The organism is Pseudoalteromonas sp. P1-30 (genome assembly GCF_001400005.1).
GTDB lineage: Bacteria > Pseudomonadota > Gammaproteobacteria > Enterobacterales > Alteromonadaceae > Pseudoalteromonas > Pseudoalteromonas atlantica.
This window is the reverse complement of the sequence record NZ_LKBC01000002.1, coordinates 744,074-760,098: the sequence shown is the minus strand read 5'-3', so window position 1 is coordinate 760,098 and position 16,025 is coordinate 744,074. Positions and strand designations below refer to the sequence as shown.

Genomic DNA, 16,025 nt, shown 5'->3' with positions numbered 1-16,025 from the left:
CAAAGTGAGCATGATGAAATTACATAAAAAAGCACTGGTTGCGCTTATTTTAGTGGCCAACATTGTTATAGCACCGGTTGTTTATGCACATTTAATGGTGGCTCAACACGGAACATTAAACGTGATTGATAACCATGCCTTTATTGTGCTCTCGCTGCCTATTTCTGCATTTAATAACCTTGATGATGATTTAAATAAAAAAGTATCTATGGATGAATTTAACGCCCATAAAAAGCAAATCAGCAAAACCATAATGCGAGGGGTTTATTTAAACGATCATCATTATAAGTTTTCTTTAGAGGGCTTATTACTAAACCCTGAAGTGTCGCATACTGATACTAATAACATTGAGTACATAACGATTACGGGCCGATATACAGTGCCTGATATAAGCGCACAGCTAAAATTAAACGTTAGGTTATTTAGTCAAAATACTGATTTAAATAAGTACCACATTACCGCTACTAACAAACAGCAAAAAATGACACATCAGTTTGCTTTAACACCGCGTACGCCTTTTAGCACAGTGTTTTAAACTAACAATTAAGTAGCCAAGGGCAGACTTAATATTAAGCTGCCCTTTTTTATTTTTACTGCGCTAATAATTTTGGATTTTTAGGAAAAAAATTCTCTGGTTGTTTTTCGCAAAGCGAAAATTCGCGGGTGTTTTTATAAGGAAGCTTCATAAATCCTGCAACCCCCACATCAGTAATGTTAACTGCATACTGCATTAATTTATTAAGTAACCGTTTAAACTCTACTTCTTTGCTTTCATCGAGTAAGCGATAGTAATGGTGTATTTTCATTCTATCTGGCAGGGCTTCAAATATAATACAGCCAGTATGATGAATTTGATTTAGCTCAAACACGCATCTAATCACTTTTTTAGGAAGTTGCAGCTGCTCATCAGGATCTTTACCATCTTCAAAGTAAGAATGTGGACGTGCAATTTCGTTTGCCTTCATACTGACAACTTCATAATCCAGCTCAGGGAGGTTATCAAACTTAAACGCCCCGGTTCCATCTCGCTCTAATTGAATAGTTTTACGCGCATCAAATAAACAACACTTAAATAAACCTTTTTGACTTATCGCTTGAGCAAGCATTACGGTATTATTAATGGCATCGGTAAAGGCTGTTTTTAAACTTTCATCATGCATAATAAGCGATGACTCAACAAACAACGACTCATCTTTCCAATGAAAACTCAATCCACCCACTACTGGGTATTTAGCTAGGCGGCTAATAGAGGCCAAAAAGGCTTTTTCGGTATCGCCGGTATCAAACAAAAACTCTTTATAGTAGCGGTCTAATTGAGCATCGTTAACATCAAGCAGTTGCTGATTATGATCGGCTTGTCGTAAAAACTGTTTGCGCGAGCTATATACTACGGTGTCTGGCTTATCACCTTTGCCAAACCAATACGGGATAGCAGGACGAGGCTCCGCTTTTTTAAGCTCAGGTAAATACGCCTGAGCCATTTTGGTAATGTTACGCATAAAGTAATCGCCTGCGCCATCGCGTATGGTTTTATTTTTAGACAGCATGCCATCAATTACATTGGCAAGTTCTTTGGGTAAGCCAAGCGAGCTTGCAGGAATGGCTTGCGCGCCAAAACGACACGACTGAGCGGAGGCAAGTGCATATAAAGTAGAAGCCACGCCTTGTTCATCAAATCGTGGCGATGACTGCTCACCCGACATTTGCGCATCACCTATAAAATACACATCGCCCATTCTGGCATTAGTAGTGCTTAAATCTCCCGACATTAAATCCATAAAATTACTGGCTATAGGCTCACCCTTACTATCAACCTGTGCGTAAACAGAGCTTCCCCAATCAACTAAAGACAGCGCATCGCTTTGCTCATCCCATACTAAGTTAGAAGGTTTAATATCGCCATGCACTATAGGTTGAGGGGTTAAACCATTTTTATGATTACGCAGGTCTGTTAATACATTACGCAGCCGCACCGCTAATTGCATAATATGGGCGGCACTAAAACGCCCTTTTTTTAGCGATACTTTTTCAAGGTCTTCTCCAATGGCGCGGGCCATCATTAAAATACCTTGCTTTTTTATACGCTCAAAAGCATAAAAAGTGGGCACTAGCGGGTTATTAATTTGCGAGAGCATATACGCTTCGTCTTCTAGGCGGTCGCGCACGCTTTGGGCAAGCGTTATACGCGAGAACTTAAACACCCAAGGTAAGGCGTTTTCGTCATTGCCAGCAAACACAAACCCAAACGCGCCTGACCCAATCATCTCTACATTTTTATACCCAAGCGCACTCAGTTGTTTAATACAAATATTAAGCCATTGACGGTGTTTTTTGGCATCTCTATGTGACAGCAAATAAACAGATTGCTCTTCGTTAATATAAAAATTGCGAATTTCTTTGGCTTTCAATACAGGCTCTTTGTTTTATAGGTTAAATAGTGAGTTAGCCACATGATTATTAGTGTTATATAGCCAGATTACAATACTCACCAGTTAGTTTTTACTCATACCTAAAAAGCTAACTAGCTTAGTGCTAAACATGCAGTATTACACCTTGCTAACAAATGTTGCATCCAATCGATTAGCTAAGCCGTATTTATACTATCTGCTTATTTTAGATAGTAAATACATAGGGATTTTAGCGATGAATAGATTAGCCTTACTTACACTGAGCACGTTATATAGCATTAGCAGCTTCGCTAATATAGAGACCCTTACTGTTTATGGGCATAGAGATGGTTTAATTGGCGAGTCTATCAGTGCCTCAAGCGGTATCATTGGTCAAGGAGAAATACAGCAGCGCCCAATGCTCAGAGGCGCCGAAATGTTAGAGCTTATTCCAGGTATGGCGGTTACACAACACAGTGGCTCGGGTAAGGCTAATCAATACTTTATTAGAGGCTTTAATTTAGATCATGGCACCGACTTTGCCACCAGCATTGAGGGCATGCCCATAAATATGCGAAGCCATGGACACGGGCAAGGTTATACCGATCTTAATTTTATTATTCCAGAAGCTATTTCAACTATAAATTACCAAAAAGGATCATACAGCGCTACACAAGGCGACTTTTCAAGTGCGGGGAGTGCGCAATTTAATTTAGCTAATAACTTAAAGCACAAGCAAATAGAGCTAAGCATTGGTGAAGATAACTATAAACGTGCAGTTGTGCTTAGTGCGGTTGATGTATCTAATGCCAAGTTAATAGCAGCAGCTGAGTGGCAAGGCTACGATGGCCCATGGGATGATATAAACGAAAACGTAAATAAAAAAAATGCCCTACTTCGTTATGTTGGCAAAGCTTTAAATGGAGATTTATCTATTACAGCAATGGCCTACGACAACACATGGCAATCAGCCGATCAAATTCCACAGCGCGCAGTGTCACAAAATATAACGTCACCATTAGGGTCGCTTGATACCACCCTTGGGGGGAGTTCGAGTCGCTATAGCCTATCAAGTGCTTGGCAAGGCAAGCATATACAAACCAGTCTTTATGCCATAAATTACGATTTAACGCTCTTTTCTAACTTTAGCTATTTTTTAAACGACCCTATAAATGGCGATCAGTTTAACCAACAAGATAGCCGCACTATTTATGGTGGTGAGCTAAGTTATCAATTTGACTCCCTTACTGCTGGTTTAAATATGCAGCACACTGCTGGGCTTGAGGTTCGCCATGACGATATAGACAAGGTAGGACTTTATAACACTAAAGCGCGAGAGAGACTCAATACAATAAGACAAGATGCCATAAAACAAACAAGCTATTCGAGTTATTGGCAAACAAAAATACTTTTCACACCTAAATTAGAGGCCACTGCAGGCGTGCGGTACGACTATTTTGATACCGATGTTAGCAGTATTACACGGGTAAATTCGGGCAAAGCAAACGATGACTTAGTAAGCTTTAAAGGCAGTTTAAATTATAAACTTACTGATTTGTTAGTCGCTTATGCAAACTGGGGGCAGTCGTTTCATTCAAACGATGCCCGCGGCACTACCATTAATATTGACCCTGTTAGCCAACAAAATGCCGAAAAAGTAGATTTACTGGTAAAAAGTGAAGGTGCTGAACTAGGCCTGCGTTTTGCCGATGATCAAAACGTTAATTTATCCGCCGCTTTATGGTGGCTTACACTCGACTCAGAGCTTTTATTTGTAGGTGATGCGGGTAATACAGAGCCCAGTGATGCATCAAAACGTTATGGTCTAGAGCTAAGTGCGTATTATTGGATTAATGAACGCTTTAGCCTAGACATGGAAGCCTCGTTTACTCATTCACGATTAGATATAAACTCTAACAACAACTACATAGAAGGTGCAGTACCTGTTGTAGCAAGTGCAGGTTTAAATTGGCATATAACGCAATTGTGGCAATCATCGTTTAGAGTGCGCCATATTGGTAAACGGATGCTTTCTGACTCGGGTGATATTCGCTCTGAACCATTAACGGTTGTAAATAGTGCTATTAGCTATAAACAAACTCACTGGAAAGTCGATTTTGAACTACTCAATTTATTTGATAGTACCGATCACGATATAGATTACTACTACGCTTCGCGCTTACCGGGCGAGCCTGCACAAGGTGTAGAAGACAATCACTTTCATCCTATTGAGCCTCGCACAGCCCGCTTATCAATTAGCTTATTGTTTTAACCGAGCAAAACACTGTATATAAAAACAGTGCGCATATAAAAGCGCACCTTAATACATTTTTTAAGGTGCATTTCGCTGAGATGGCGCTGTTTTAAAACTTTTTAACATAGCGTGGGGATCTACGTTTTTACTATGTTGGCTGCTCGCCTGTGCCCACCACATCAGTTGGCTAAAAGTACGCGAATAATAATTAAACCACGATTTTTCTTCTTCGCCCTCTTGCATTGAACCGTCGCTATTTAGCACCTCTTGTGCCTTTGGTACATGAACCATTGCAGAGACTGGCAAACACCCAAGTTCTGATAAAAAGGTACGTAAACTAATTGCGGCACGTAACCCTCCCCATTGCCCTGCCGAATAGGTGACAATAGCGCTTGGCTTATACGAGAACAAAGAACTGCCAAAATGGTTTAGCAAATCAGCTAATGCCGGGCTCATACTATGATTGTACTCTGGGCTTACCATTATATAGCCATCGGCTTGGGTAATTTTATCTGCTAAGGCTGTTAAATGTGCTGGAGCTTGGCTTTTTGCATAGGCAAAATGAGGTTTAAATACATCCTCTGAAGGAAAGTCGAGCGCGTCTATAAGCTCAAACTCGTGCTCGCTGTAGCGCTGGTTTAAACATTTGAGGCATGACTCAGCTACTCGCTCTCCTAATCGTGCTGGCTTAGGGGGTGTGCTATCTCGAACGGTGCCTAAAAAAACTAAAAATTTCATAAAAGCCTCCTTAATTGAGTGTTGTACCCACTATACCTTAAACCTAAAACATATTAAAAATGCGAGACTTTTATTTGTTTGCACAATTTTTAGCACTCTAAACAAAAATTAATAAGGGTGGCACCCATCACTTACGCTTTAATGCTAACGCCTAATCTCCACTTAATTAAATTGATAACTAACACCAAGTCCTGCCCAAAATAAGGAGCGTAAATGCTCATCACCGCTATAGTGTGCAGCATCTTTGTTTATTGCAACGCTGTAACTGGCATAGCCAGATAGCATGACATTATTTAATAGTTGATAAGATAAATTAGCAGCAAGTTTTACGTTATTAAGGCCATTGTGGCCATCACTTACATAACCACTATTAAAACCCGCCGCAGTTTGCAGCTCCAATCGCATTAAATCACTAAATGCATACTCTTTTGTAATTGCCAGCTCTATAAAAGAGCCGCTGAGCGATAACGAGTGGTAAATACTCGCCATTGCATGTATATCCCAATCATATGCATAGCTTATATCTAGGCTAAGCTCATTATCATGGGAATTTACTCCTTCCTCGCGTGCTTTTATATGGTTGTAACCTGCATACAAAGTTAGGTGCTCTGCAAGCTCAGTCGAATAAATCGCATTTAAATTTAGCTCATCGTAGTCATTATCAGTGTCTGTTGCTAACCAAGGGATAAACGTAAAGTCATTGTAATTTATTTCGCCCGCAATAGAGACTAAAGCGCTACCGGGCAAGTTATCGCGCCCTTCTGTCACATAATGGCTTTCCCATAAAGGATGAATATGAATATTTAATTTTTCATTTGCGTGGTCAGGGTGTGCAACGCTTTTTATATTCCCGCCTACACCTACCTCAAGCTCGTGTAGCAATTCATTCGCAGCGCTTTTACTCGGACCTAAAGCCAGCGACATAATACAGATCAAGTGAAAGATTTTTAAATTAGTATTCATTAAAAGGTCCAAAACCAAAAAGTTGCGCATAGTAGTGCTATTTAACGAAGCTCAGCAATAAAAAGATGCCTTTTTAAACAATTTATTTAAAAAATGGCTCACATCATTAAAAAACTAAGTAACTTGCTCATTTTACAATCTACAAGGTAGGATAAAAATGAGAAACCAGCAACGCACATGGCTGATTTATAAATATAACTCGCGCATATTGTGCAATTAACAAGCAGGTAAGCGTTTGGCTCTTTAAATCTATATATAAGTTGGTATCCTACGCGGCTTTTTGATAATCATATTAAAATAATTACCCAGAGTGTAAGGTTAATTAGCCAAGGTGGGGCTCTCGCTGCATGGCACGTAAAGTGGCAGCAATCTAGGTTCAACATAATAAAACGTTGTTCTAAATTTAAAAGCAAATATTAAGGTAACAGTATGCGATTTGGCCCAGGATTACTTGTAACAGCCGCATTTATTGGCCCCGGAACAATCACAACGGCAAGTGTTGCCGGTGCAAACTTTGGGTTTGCATTAATTTGGACATTACTTTTTTCGGTTATTGCCACTATTTTGTTGCAGTCTATGGCTGCTCGATTAGGAGTAGCAACAGGGCAAGATTTAGCACAAGCGTTACGTGCACACATTAAAACCCCTTATCTTAAAGCGCTTGCTAGTTTTTTAGTAATAAGTGCTATTGGTGTAGGTAGCGCTGCATATGAAGCCGGAAACCTCAGTGGTGCAAGTATGGGGCTAGTTGGTATTTTCCCAGGGGTAAGTGCACAAATATGGACGCCGTTAATTGCTGTATGTAGCGCTATTCTTTTATACAGTGGTAAGCACAAAGTGGTAGAAAATGCATTAATACTGCTGGTGATCCTTATGAGCCTGGTATTTATATCTACCCTAATTATGGCTGCGCCACCAATGGCTAAAGTCCTCGCTGGGTTTATACCTACAATGCCAAGTGGCTCAATTACAACGGTATTGGCCCTCATTGGCACAACCATTGTACCGTATAACTTATTTTTGCACTCTGGTGTTTTGGCAGCGCAAGATCATTCTAAAAGTGATAAAGACACTGTTATTAAACAAACTAACTTAGATACAGGTTTATCAATTACGCTCGGTGGGGTGATCACCCTTGCCATTTTATCAACCGCGTCTGTTGCCTTTTATGGCACCGATGCCGGTAAAATTAGTGCAGCAAATATGGCCGTGCAACTTGAGCCATTACTTGGCGAAGCAGCGCATTACTTTTTTGCTATTGGCTTATTTGCCGCAGGATTAACCAGCGCAATAACCGCCCCATTAGCAGGCGCGTATGCGGTATGTGGCATGCTTGGTTGGTCAAGCGAAATGAGTAACACCCGTTTTAAAACAGTCGCCATTACTATTTTAGCTTTTGGTGCATTTGTGGCCTCACTGGGGCTTGACCCTGTTGCAGTAATTATATTTGCACAAGCTGCAAATGGATTACTACTGCCCATCATTACCGCGTACTTGGTGTGGTTAGTGAATCAAAAATCAGTCATGGGAAAATACACCAACTCAACACTTTTAAATGTGGTTATATTACCCGTGCTACTACTCATTTTTTCGTTAAGTTGTTACAAGCTATCAGGGTTAATTTTTTAAAACCAATTAACGTTTAACCATGAGCATGCCCATGGTTAAACATACAACCTGCGCTGCCTTGGCTGCTTTCAACTTGAATGGTGGCGTGTTCAATGTCAAAGTGGTCATGTAAATGGTGCTGTACTTCAATTAAAAAGTCGTTATTTAATGCGTTGTTGTCAGTTACTAAGTGAACAATAAGCGCAGACTCTGTGGTACTTAGTGGCCATACACGTAGCCCATGCACACCTGTTACATGCTCAATACTTAAAAAATACTGCTTTAGTTTTTCTATACTAATATTTTTGGGTACGGCGTCTGTGGCGTAATTGAGCGAGTCTTTAAATAATCCCCATGTGCCAATAAACACAATCACGACAATACTCAAACTTACAACAGGGTCTACCCACTGCCAGTTTTTAAATAAAATAACAATGCCGGCAATTACCACACCTAAAGACACCGCAGCATCGGCCGCCATATGTAAAAAAGCACCTCTAATATTTAAATCGTGCTTTTGCCCCTGCACAAACAACAACGCAGTTAATGTGTTAATTACCACACCTATAAGCGAAACCACTATAACCGTCATGCCTGTAACCGGCTGGGGATTTTCAAAACGCTCTATGGCATGCCAAGCTATGCTAGCAAGGGCAGCCATAAGTAAAACAGAGCTCATTAAAGACGCTAACACCGTTGATTTTTTATAGCCAAAGGTGCGCTTGTCGGTAGCTGCTTTACTTGCCAAAACATTTGCCCCCCACGCAAGTAATAAACTAACCACGTCGCTTAGGTTATGTCCTGCGTCGGCTAAAAGCGCGAGGGAGTTGGCAAAAAAACCGTACCCGGCTTCTATCACGACAAATATAAGATTGAGTAAAACGCCTATAGCAAACGCGCGATTATAGTGACTAATATGATGGCTGTGATCGTGACTCATGTTGCTCCTTACATAGTAAATAACTTGATTAACCTGAGCTGTGAAAAATCTATTTTTAGCGCTCGCTGTGTTTAATTTATAAGGTTAATGAGGTATGTGTTCGGAAAAGTTTAAGTGTACCTAATAAATAAAACAGCCCATAAATACTGCATACAATTGAGCTTACAATCCAAAATACAATGGAGTTGTGATGAATTAACTGACTGGTTGTTACAAAAGGAGCGATTAACCCTGCTATCCCCCTTAGTAAATAAACACCTGTTATTAATACCAAAGCCGTTTTTAAAAAAGGCAGCTTTAAAATAACACCCGCGCCAGAGAGCGCATACATGCCCCATATAGCAAGTATGGCTGATATAATTAAAGTAACAAAGGTAGGATACGTACTTCCCTGCTTAGCCAACTGCGCCATGTGCTCACCAGCACCAAAAAAGCGATACCAATCAGGGCCGCCAAAAATACAGGTAATATGTAAAAGTGACGCTATAAAACTTAAAACCCCCGCTATAACCAATAGATTATTAAACTTCATATAGTTATAAACCTAAGTTATTGGCTTAGGTAAGCAACAAAACCAATTAACGCTGCGTAAAAGCTAAAACCAACTAAACATATTAGGTAAACGTTTTTAGCTTTATTTGCCTTAAAGCTCATATAATCTTTAATGTCAGCTTTAAACTTACCAAAGGTGAATACGTTTAAAATTGCACAGCCGGTAGAGTACAAAATAAACCCTAAAATGGTTTCTATCATTAGCCACATAACAATATCTAAAGCAATGCTCATAACACTCATCCATTAAGTAATGTAAAAACAGCGTATCAAATCTATAGTTGATTATCAGCGAATTTATAGCGTTAAGGTGTAACAATAAATTTCGTAAGCCCTATTAATTGCCCAGACTCAGTTACCACTTTTACTTGCCACTTACCTTTAGCATCATGCGGAAAATTTACTTTATGAGTCCATGCTCTGTAGCCTTGTTTTCGCCCGCCATTAATATTGAGCGTAATTCTGTCGACCTCTTTTTTATTGTGTATCCATACATGAAATATTTTTTCGTTTAGGCCTCTTGGCGCTTTTACTGCGGTCCATGTGTATAACCCTTCATGATGAAGTGTATATAAATCAAGAGTATCAATGCTACCTAGCGGTTTTTTATGCTCAACATCTACTTTGTGTGCCAAGGTAATATCGGTTAAACGCAGGGCTGCTGGCGGAACATAACTGCGAAGCTGCCAAACCCCAGCGCTTATTACACATAAGATTAAAACTAAAATAGGAAAACGCCACCAGCGCGCATCAGGCATTAAGTTTGTTAAGCTAGGTAAAGTAATAAGCACTGAGGTTACAAGCGCAATTGCTAAGCTTTGGCTCGTAGTTAGGTTTAATAAAATAGGTAGCGTAACAAGCAAAACCACAAATAATGCAAAGTTATGAAATACTGTAAACAGCGTGCGGTTTTTAGCTAACTTTTTATAGTAAAATGGATCTATTACCGATATAAAGGCACATATAATAATCAGCGATGTAAAGAGTGCTTGTGGGTGATCCCACTGAGTAACCGCTAAAAAAAACGGTAACGCAAAAAATAGGCTTTCTTGTTGCACCATTTGCAGTGCAAAGCGCATTACATTAGGAGATACGGCGACCCCAAAGCGCTCTTGTACTTTATCGCGTAGCCAATTGTCGATGATCAACCAAAACCAGCTCACCAGTAAAACAATGGCAATAACCTGCGAGAACGACTCTTTTCTATCAACCATTACATAGCTTGCAACACCTGAGCAAAACGCCAATACAGCCAATAGCCCTGGTCGCTTTTGCATTGCCACTATAAATTGAGTAATGAGATTTTTTAGTTTGTTCATTTATTTTAGTGTCCGTACATAATGTACTTTATTATTATCAAGTTAGTTAAGTCAGTGTAACTAAGCGTAGATGAACAACACATAGATGCCTGCGGGTATTATTGTTAGTTGTTGCATTAAAAACCACTCCCTTTTAACCGCTATTTTAATAAATAAGTGCCTATAACTCGCCGTAAAATTACAGTAATTTTTAAAACTGTAATTTTAAGCGTTAATTAAAATAAGGGTTACAGCCGTGCCTGAATTTTATTAATGCGCAACGTGAATTTGCCACAACAAACACTTCTAGACGTCTAAGCACCTATAAATTATACGCTGCACTATTTTTTTACATGCCCAAACACAGGTATATGTTCTCTCAGTAACACATTTAATTTATATAAATGAATCAAACTCATGTTTTATGTGAAATTAAACCGTTTTTATTAAAGCACCAATCAACGTATAAATTATCCATCGGCCAGCGCTTATAAGCATTAAGCCTGTTTATTACAAAACCACTCTTTGAGCACGCTAAAGGCTCAGGTTTTAAATATACAATATGGATAGAGTCACCATGAGTAAAAACATTACATTTAATATTAAAAGTCAGCGCCTTGATGAAAACTACCAACCCGCTGAAAACACCCGTATTACCACTAATTTTGCAAACTTAGCACGAGGCGAACACCGCCAACAAAACTTACGAAAAGCGCTAAATATGATCACCAACCGCTTTAACACCCTTGCTAATTGGGATAACCCAACCGCTGAGCGCTACAGCGTAGAGCTTGAGATTATTTCTGTAGATATTGGTTTAGATGAAAACAGCCAAAGCTTTCCTTCTATAGAAATATTAAAAACGAATATTATTGATACCAAAACAAACAAGCGCATAGAAGGTATTGTTGGTAATAACTTTTCATCATACGTTCGCGACTACGACTTTAGCGTGTTACTTCAGCAACATAATAAAAATAAACCACAATTTAGTATTCCCGATAATTTTGGTGAGCTGCATGGTAAGTTATTTCAATCGTTTGTAAGCTCCAACACCTATAAGCAACACTTTAAAAAGCCACCGGTAATATGCCTCAGTGTGTCAGATAACAAAACCTATCATCGCACTGCCAACCAGCACCCTATTTTAGGTATTGAATACCAACCAAACGAATCTTCGTTAACAGAGCAATACTTTAAAAAAATGGGCCTACAGGTGCGTTACTTTATGCCTGCAAATAGTGCCGCACCTTTTGCCTTGTTTTTCTTTGGTGACTTACTAAACGATTACACCAACCTTGAGCTAATAAGCACCATTAGCACAATGGAAACCTTTCAAAAAATTTATCGCCCAGAAATTTATAACGCCAATGCCAAAGCGGGTAACGCCTTTAAGCCTAATTTAAAAAATGCCGACCACTCACTTACGCAAATTATTTACGACAGAGATGAGCGCAGTAAATTAGCCGCCGAGCAAGGCAAGTTTGCTGAAGAGCATTTTATAAAACCGTATAAATCAGTGCTTGAGCAATTTACATTAGCAAACGTTTAACCTTATTTTAATAAAGGGTCACTCTTATTATGAAAACATTATTACCTACATCTACAGCTGGCAGTTTACCAAAGCCCTTATGGCTTGCAGAGCCAGAAACCCTTTGGTCGCCGTGGAAGCTTCAAAACAACGAACTTATTGAAGGCAAAAAAGACGCCCTGCGCATTGCACTTCACTCACAACAACTCGCTGGTATTGATATAGTGAGCGATGGCGAGCAAACACGCCAACATTTTGTAACTACATTTATAGAGCACCTAAACGGTGTTGATTTTGAAAAACGAAAAACGGTAAAAATACGCGACCGTTACGATGCAAGTGTACCAAGCGTAGTGGGCCCTGTTAGCCGCCAAAAACCTGTATTTGTAGAAGACGCTAAGTTTTTGCGCTCGCAAACTAACCAACCTATAAAGTGGGCACTACCCGGCCCAATGACCATGATAGATACACTTTATGACGACCACTACAAAAGCCGCGAAAAACTAGCCTGGGAATTTGCCAAAATACTCAACCAAGAGGCCAAAGAACTAGAAGCCGCAGGTGTTGATATTATCCAATTTGATGAGCCCGCGTTTAATGTTTTTTTTGATGAAGTAAACGATTGGGGCATTGCCTGTTTAGAGCGCGCAATTGAAGGGTTAAAATGCGAAACTGCTGTGCATATTTGTTATGGCTACGGCATTAAAGCCAACACCGATTGGAAAAAAACACTTGGCAATGAATGGCGCCAGTACGAAGAAGCTTTTCCTAAATTACAGCAATCAAATATTGATATTATCTCACTTGAGTGTCACAACTCACACGTACCTATGGACTTACTTGAACTAATTCGCGGTAAAAAAGTAATGGTAGGCGCTATTGATGTTGCCACCAATGAAATAGAAACACCCGAAGAAGTAGCCGCTACTTTACGCAAAGCCCTACAGTTTGTAGATGCCGACAAACTCTACCCCTGCACAAACTGCGGCATGGCCCCGCTTTCGCGCGAAGTTGCGAACGCTAAGCTTAATGCATTGAGTAAAGGCGCGGAAATAGTAAGAAAAGAGCTATTAACGCAGTAAAGCTTGCTTTAAAACCAGCTATGTAATTAAAACCTGCGCACTTATTTTAAAATTAAGTGCGCTAATACGTATAGCTACAAAGGGGCTTGCAAGCTCAAGCGTATGTTTAGCAAAGTTGATTCAGGGTGCTAATTAGCTTTACTAAATTAAATTAAAATTTGTATGTAAAATATTAACATTGCAACAGTAATAAACGTAAGAAGTCCAATAACCACAGTCCGCTCAGGAATAGAATGAACTATCAGTGATGGCATTTTTTTAAAAACAGGAAAAGTTGGAAAAAAGAAAACTGAATGCTTTTCAAAATTTTTATATTTATCCCACACCTTTGAGATAAACAGCTTGATACCTGAGAGATACATCAATACAAAGGTAGAAGCCCCAAGCACTTCTACCATGGCCATAAGTTCAATACTAACCACTATTTCTGGCCCAGCTAACAGCATGACTATGATTACCGCTAAAGCGTGCCAAAACCCCTTTGACATCGCTATTTTTATACTATCAAACACCAAATTTTCCTTGTAAAGCTAACGAGCAGTGACGTAGCTGCATAATTGCGAAGAGCCGCTGCGTTACTGTCCCAGTGAACGTGTTTAGCGTTTTGTTATATGCCGTTTTTTCTACGTCCATCTTCATAAAGAACAAAACAGTCTGCACTAATTTTACGAGACTGTTTTTGTACTTCGCACTCTAGTAAAGCTCTTTTGTTGGCGAGTTCTTGATTCGGATATCCATACCCATAGCCACCTACCCATGCGCCGTCTTTTTCCACGGCAACTGCATAAGCTTTCTGATTCCTATAATTTAGATATCTTTTTATATCACTATCCATTTCCGTTTTTGTAGCTTCTGGAATTGATTTTGTAGCGCAAGAACAAAGAACAACTATTGATAATGGTATTAGAAAAAGCTTCATTGTTTAAAACTCCTTTTTAGGCATATGATGAGCCTGTAGATTAACTCGTTATTAAATTTGTTTTTATTGATTAACAAACCATAGCTGAGTTCCTATTTTGGTTCAATTGATTACTGTATTTTTACGCAGAATATTGAAGTGTTTGATATTGTTTTAATTGGCGTTTTTAAGGGATTACGAGTGTTTGAGTGTCCCTTATTTAGGGTAAAAGGGGGTAATCTCCCCAAAAAATAATAGAAGCCAATGTAGAATTTTCTCTTTTTGTAAACACAGGAGAAAATTATGAAAAAAACACATTTTACAGACAGCCAAATCCTTGCCATTTCAAAACAAGCAGAAAGCGGCGTGCCTATTCCTGAGCTGTGCCGCGAACATGGCATGGGCAATTCAACCTTTTATTAATGGCGCGCTAAATACGGCGGTATGGATGCGTCTTTAATGACACGAATGAAAGAACTTGAAGATGAAAATCGTCGTTTAAAGAAAATGTATGCTGAAGAGCGGTTAAAATCTGATGTTATTCAAGAGACAATGGCAAAAAAGTGGTGAAGGCTTCTGAGTAAATTATTAAATCTGAAAATCATTAAATTTGACACCCACTTTATTAAATCTGACACCCATTACCTAGATTCTAATTGGAAGTGCACCACCTAATTCATTATAGACTTCATTTGGTGTTTTAAATCCTAAACATTTTCTAGGGCGATTATTTAGTTGCTCCTCTACCTTTTTTAATTGCTGATGGCTTACTTTGCTAATGCCGCGCTTTTTGCGGCGAACTTAGGCAACTTGTTAGTGAGCATCTTTAATTGGCCAGATGAACTTACGAGCCACGAAAAACACTACAACGCCTATTACTGCAGCGGCAGTTCCGCCGAAAAGTAGTGCGACCGGCCACATAGAAGCACCACCACCTTGGTAAGGCACAAAATACTCTGTATATAACAGTGAACCTAATAGGCCCAACCAAGGCACTGCACCTGCAACAAAAATTGCTAATTTGTGCCTCATATACTTGGCGACCAACAAACCAACTAAACTCGATAAAGTTATTAAAATATACCAAATATTCATGTTAAGCCTCCTGCTCACTAACGCCCTAATAATGGGCAAAAAATTGTTGGCTAAAATGTTGAGGAACGAAAACAGCCAACTGTTTTTTGTCCTTATTAATTAGCTTGTTAGCAAGCTATTGAACCACAAGTTTAACGGATTTACCTACATTAAGTCTGTGTGATACCAGAAATATATCTAATGTTAAATTTAATGGCTCTATCTCTGATTTTTGAGGCTCTAGCCAAGGGAATACCAATTTCATTACTCCATTATCTATACGTCCAGTCATGGGCGTATCCGGAAATATTAAATCAGGTTGTTTTCCTTCGGTGAGTCTAACGTAAACACCAAAATCTGAAATTTTATATGAACTGCTTTCTGGAAGAGATACGCTTAACTCTATAATTCCGAAATCAGAACAAGCTGAACTTCGTTTGCCTGATCCCCGAGACAAACTACTTAATTCCACTACTGGCTCTGGCACTAGCTCCCAAAAGTAACCGTTTTCGGGTTGTTCAAGGGTAACCGCATTCCAACTATCGGGAATTGGGGTAAACATTCTCCAACCAGCAATTGAACAGGAAAGACTGTTGAATGAGACCAGATTACAAAGTAGTAAAAATAATAGTGAGTATTTCACCGAGCTTTCCTTGCTTGCTAACGCCCGCCTAACACGCAATGTGTTGGCATAGCTTTT

Annotated in this window: 16 protein-coding genes and 1 pseudogene; 6 read left to right on the top strand and 11 right to left on the bottom strand. The window is 39.4% G+C overall.

All coding sequences use genetic code 11. From position 1 onward, the window contains the following. The first annotated feature begins 10 nt into the window (after positions 1 to 10). Positions 11 to 535, top strand: a complete 525-nt coding sequence (locus AN395_RS06860; RefSeq protein ID WP_095206626.1) for a hypothetical protein — start codon at positions 11 to 13, stop codon at positions 533 to 535. A 55-nt stretch (positions 536 to 590) separates the two neighbouring features. Here AN395_RS06860 and AN395_RS06855 read toward each other — a convergent pair whose 3' ends face one another. Continuing rightward, a complete protein-coding gene (locus tag AN395_RS06855; RefSeq protein WP_054982494.1) occupies positions 591 to 2,408 on the bottom strand; it encodes a protein kinase domain-containing protein in 1,818 nt (605 codons plus the stop codon). A gap of 235 nt (positions 2,409 to 2,643) precedes the next feature. On the opposite strand from AN395_RS06855, the gene AN395_RS06850 reads away from it, so the two are divergent. Next, positions 2,644 to 4,659: a TonB-dependent receptor gene (locus AN395_RS06850; RefSeq protein WP_054982493.1), complete on the top strand. Its 2,016-nt coding sequence runs from the start codon at positions 2,644 to 2,646 to the stop codon at positions 4,657 to 4,659. 60 nt (positions 4,660 to 4,719) lie between these two features. Here the strand turns inward: AN395_RS06850 and AN395_RS06845 are convergent, their stop codons facing one another. Continuing rightward, positions 4,720 to 5,379, bottom strand: coding sequence for an NADPH-dependent FMN reductase (locus AN395_RS06845; protein WP_054982492.1), 660 nt, complete (start codon positions 5,377 to 5,379; stop codon positions 4,720 to 4,722). Positions 5,380 to 5,541: 162 nt separating this feature from the next. Then, the gene (locus AN395_RS06840; RefSeq protein ID WP_054982675.1) at positions 5,542 to 6,342 is read right to left on the bottom strand and encodes a hypothetical protein; all 801 of its coding nucleotides are present in this window, start codon (positions 6,340 to 6,342) and stop codon (positions 5,542 to 5,544) included. Positions 6,343 to 6,771: 429 nt separating this feature from the next. Here AN395_RS06840 and AN395_RS06835 point away from each other — a divergent pair, with 429 nt between their 5' ends. Then, positions 6,772 to 7,971, top strand: coding sequence for an Nramp family divalent metal transporter (locus AN395_RS06835; RefSeq protein WP_024032231.1), 1,200 nt, complete (start codon positions 6,772 to 6,774; stop codon positions 7,969 to 7,971). Positions 7,972 to 7,984: 13 nt separating this feature from the next. Here the strand turns inward: AN395_RS06835 and AN395_RS06830 are convergent, their stop codons facing one another. The 4 genes from AN395_RS06830 to AN395_RS06815 form a co-directional block, all read right to left on the bottom strand. Further along, positions 7,985 to 8,890: a cation diffusion facilitator family transporter gene (locus tag AN395_RS06830; protein ID WP_004586510.1), complete on the bottom strand. Its 906-nt coding sequence runs from the start codon at positions 8,888 to 8,890 to the stop codon at positions 7,985 to 7,987. A gap of 76 nt (positions 8,891 to 8,966) precedes the next feature. Further along, positions 8,967 to 9,422, bottom strand: coding sequence for a hypothetical protein (locus AN395_RS06825; RefSeq protein ID WP_054982491.1), 456 nt, complete (start codon positions 9,420 to 9,422; stop codon positions 8,967 to 8,969). Positions 9,423 to 9,439: 17 nt separating this feature from the next. Further along, on the bottom strand, positions 9,440 to 9,676 hold the full coding sequence (locus tag AN395_RS06820; protein WP_054982490.1) for a hypothetical protein: 237 nt from the start codon (positions 9,674 to 9,676) through the stop codon (positions 9,440 to 9,442). Positions 9,677 to 9,747: 71 nt separating this feature from the next. After that, on the bottom strand, positions 9,748 to 10,761 hold the full coding sequence (locus AN395_RS06815; protein ID WP_054982489.1) for a DUF5924 family protein: 1,014 nt from the start codon (positions 10,759 to 10,761) through the stop codon (positions 9,748 to 9,750). 556 nt (positions 10,762 to 11,317) lie between these two features. Here AN395_RS06815 and AN395_RS06810 point away from each other — a divergent pair. Continuing rightward, positions 11,318 to 12,292: a DUF1852 domain-containing protein gene (locus AN395_RS06810; RefSeq protein WP_054982488.1), complete on the top strand. Its 975-nt coding sequence runs from the start codon at positions 11,318 to 11,320 to the stop codon at positions 12,290 to 12,292. A gap of 29 nt (positions 12,293 to 12,321) precedes the next feature. Further along, positions 12,322 to 13,353, top strand: a complete 1,032-nt coding sequence (locus tag AN395_RS06805) for a methionine synthase (protein ID WP_054982487.1) — start codon at positions 12,322 to 12,324, stop codon at positions 13,351 to 13,353. 146 nt (positions 13,354 to 13,499) lie between these two features. On the opposite strand, the gene AN395_RS06800 is transcribed toward AN395_RS06805, so the two are convergent. Next, complete coding sequence (locus tag AN395_RS06800) at positions 13,500 to 13,865, bottom strand: hypothetical protein (RefSeq protein ID WP_054982486.1); 366 nt, start codon at positions 13,863 to 13,865, stop codon at positions 13,500 to 13,502. A gap of 95 nt (positions 13,866 to 13,960) precedes the next feature. Then, positions 13,961 to 14,272, bottom strand: coding sequence for a hypothetical protein (locus AN395_RS06795; RefSeq protein WP_054982485.1), 312 nt, complete (start codon positions 14,270 to 14,272; stop codon positions 13,961 to 13,963). Positions 14,273 to 14,554: 282 nt separating this feature from the next. Between AN395_RS06795 and AN395_RS06790 the strand changes: the two are divergent. After that, positions 14,555 to 14,815 (top strand): annotated as a pseudogene (locus tag AN395_RS06790) (transposase); the annotation flags it as partial. A gap of 249 nt (positions 14,816 to 15,064) precedes the next feature. On the opposite strand, the gene AN395_RS06785 reads toward AN395_RS06790, so the two are convergent. Further along, a complete protein-coding gene (locus AN395_RS06785; RefSeq protein ID WP_054982484.1) occupies positions 15,065 to 15,346 on the bottom strand; it encodes a hypothetical protein in 282 nt (93 codons plus the stop codon). 115 nt (positions 15,347 to 15,461) lie between these two features. Then, a complete protein-coding gene (locus AN395_RS06780) occupies positions 15,462 to 15,968 on the bottom strand; it encodes a hypothetical protein (RefSeq protein WP_157683948.1) in 507 nt (168 codons plus the stop codon). Between the last annotated feature and the right edge of the window lie 57 nt (positions 15,969 to 16,025).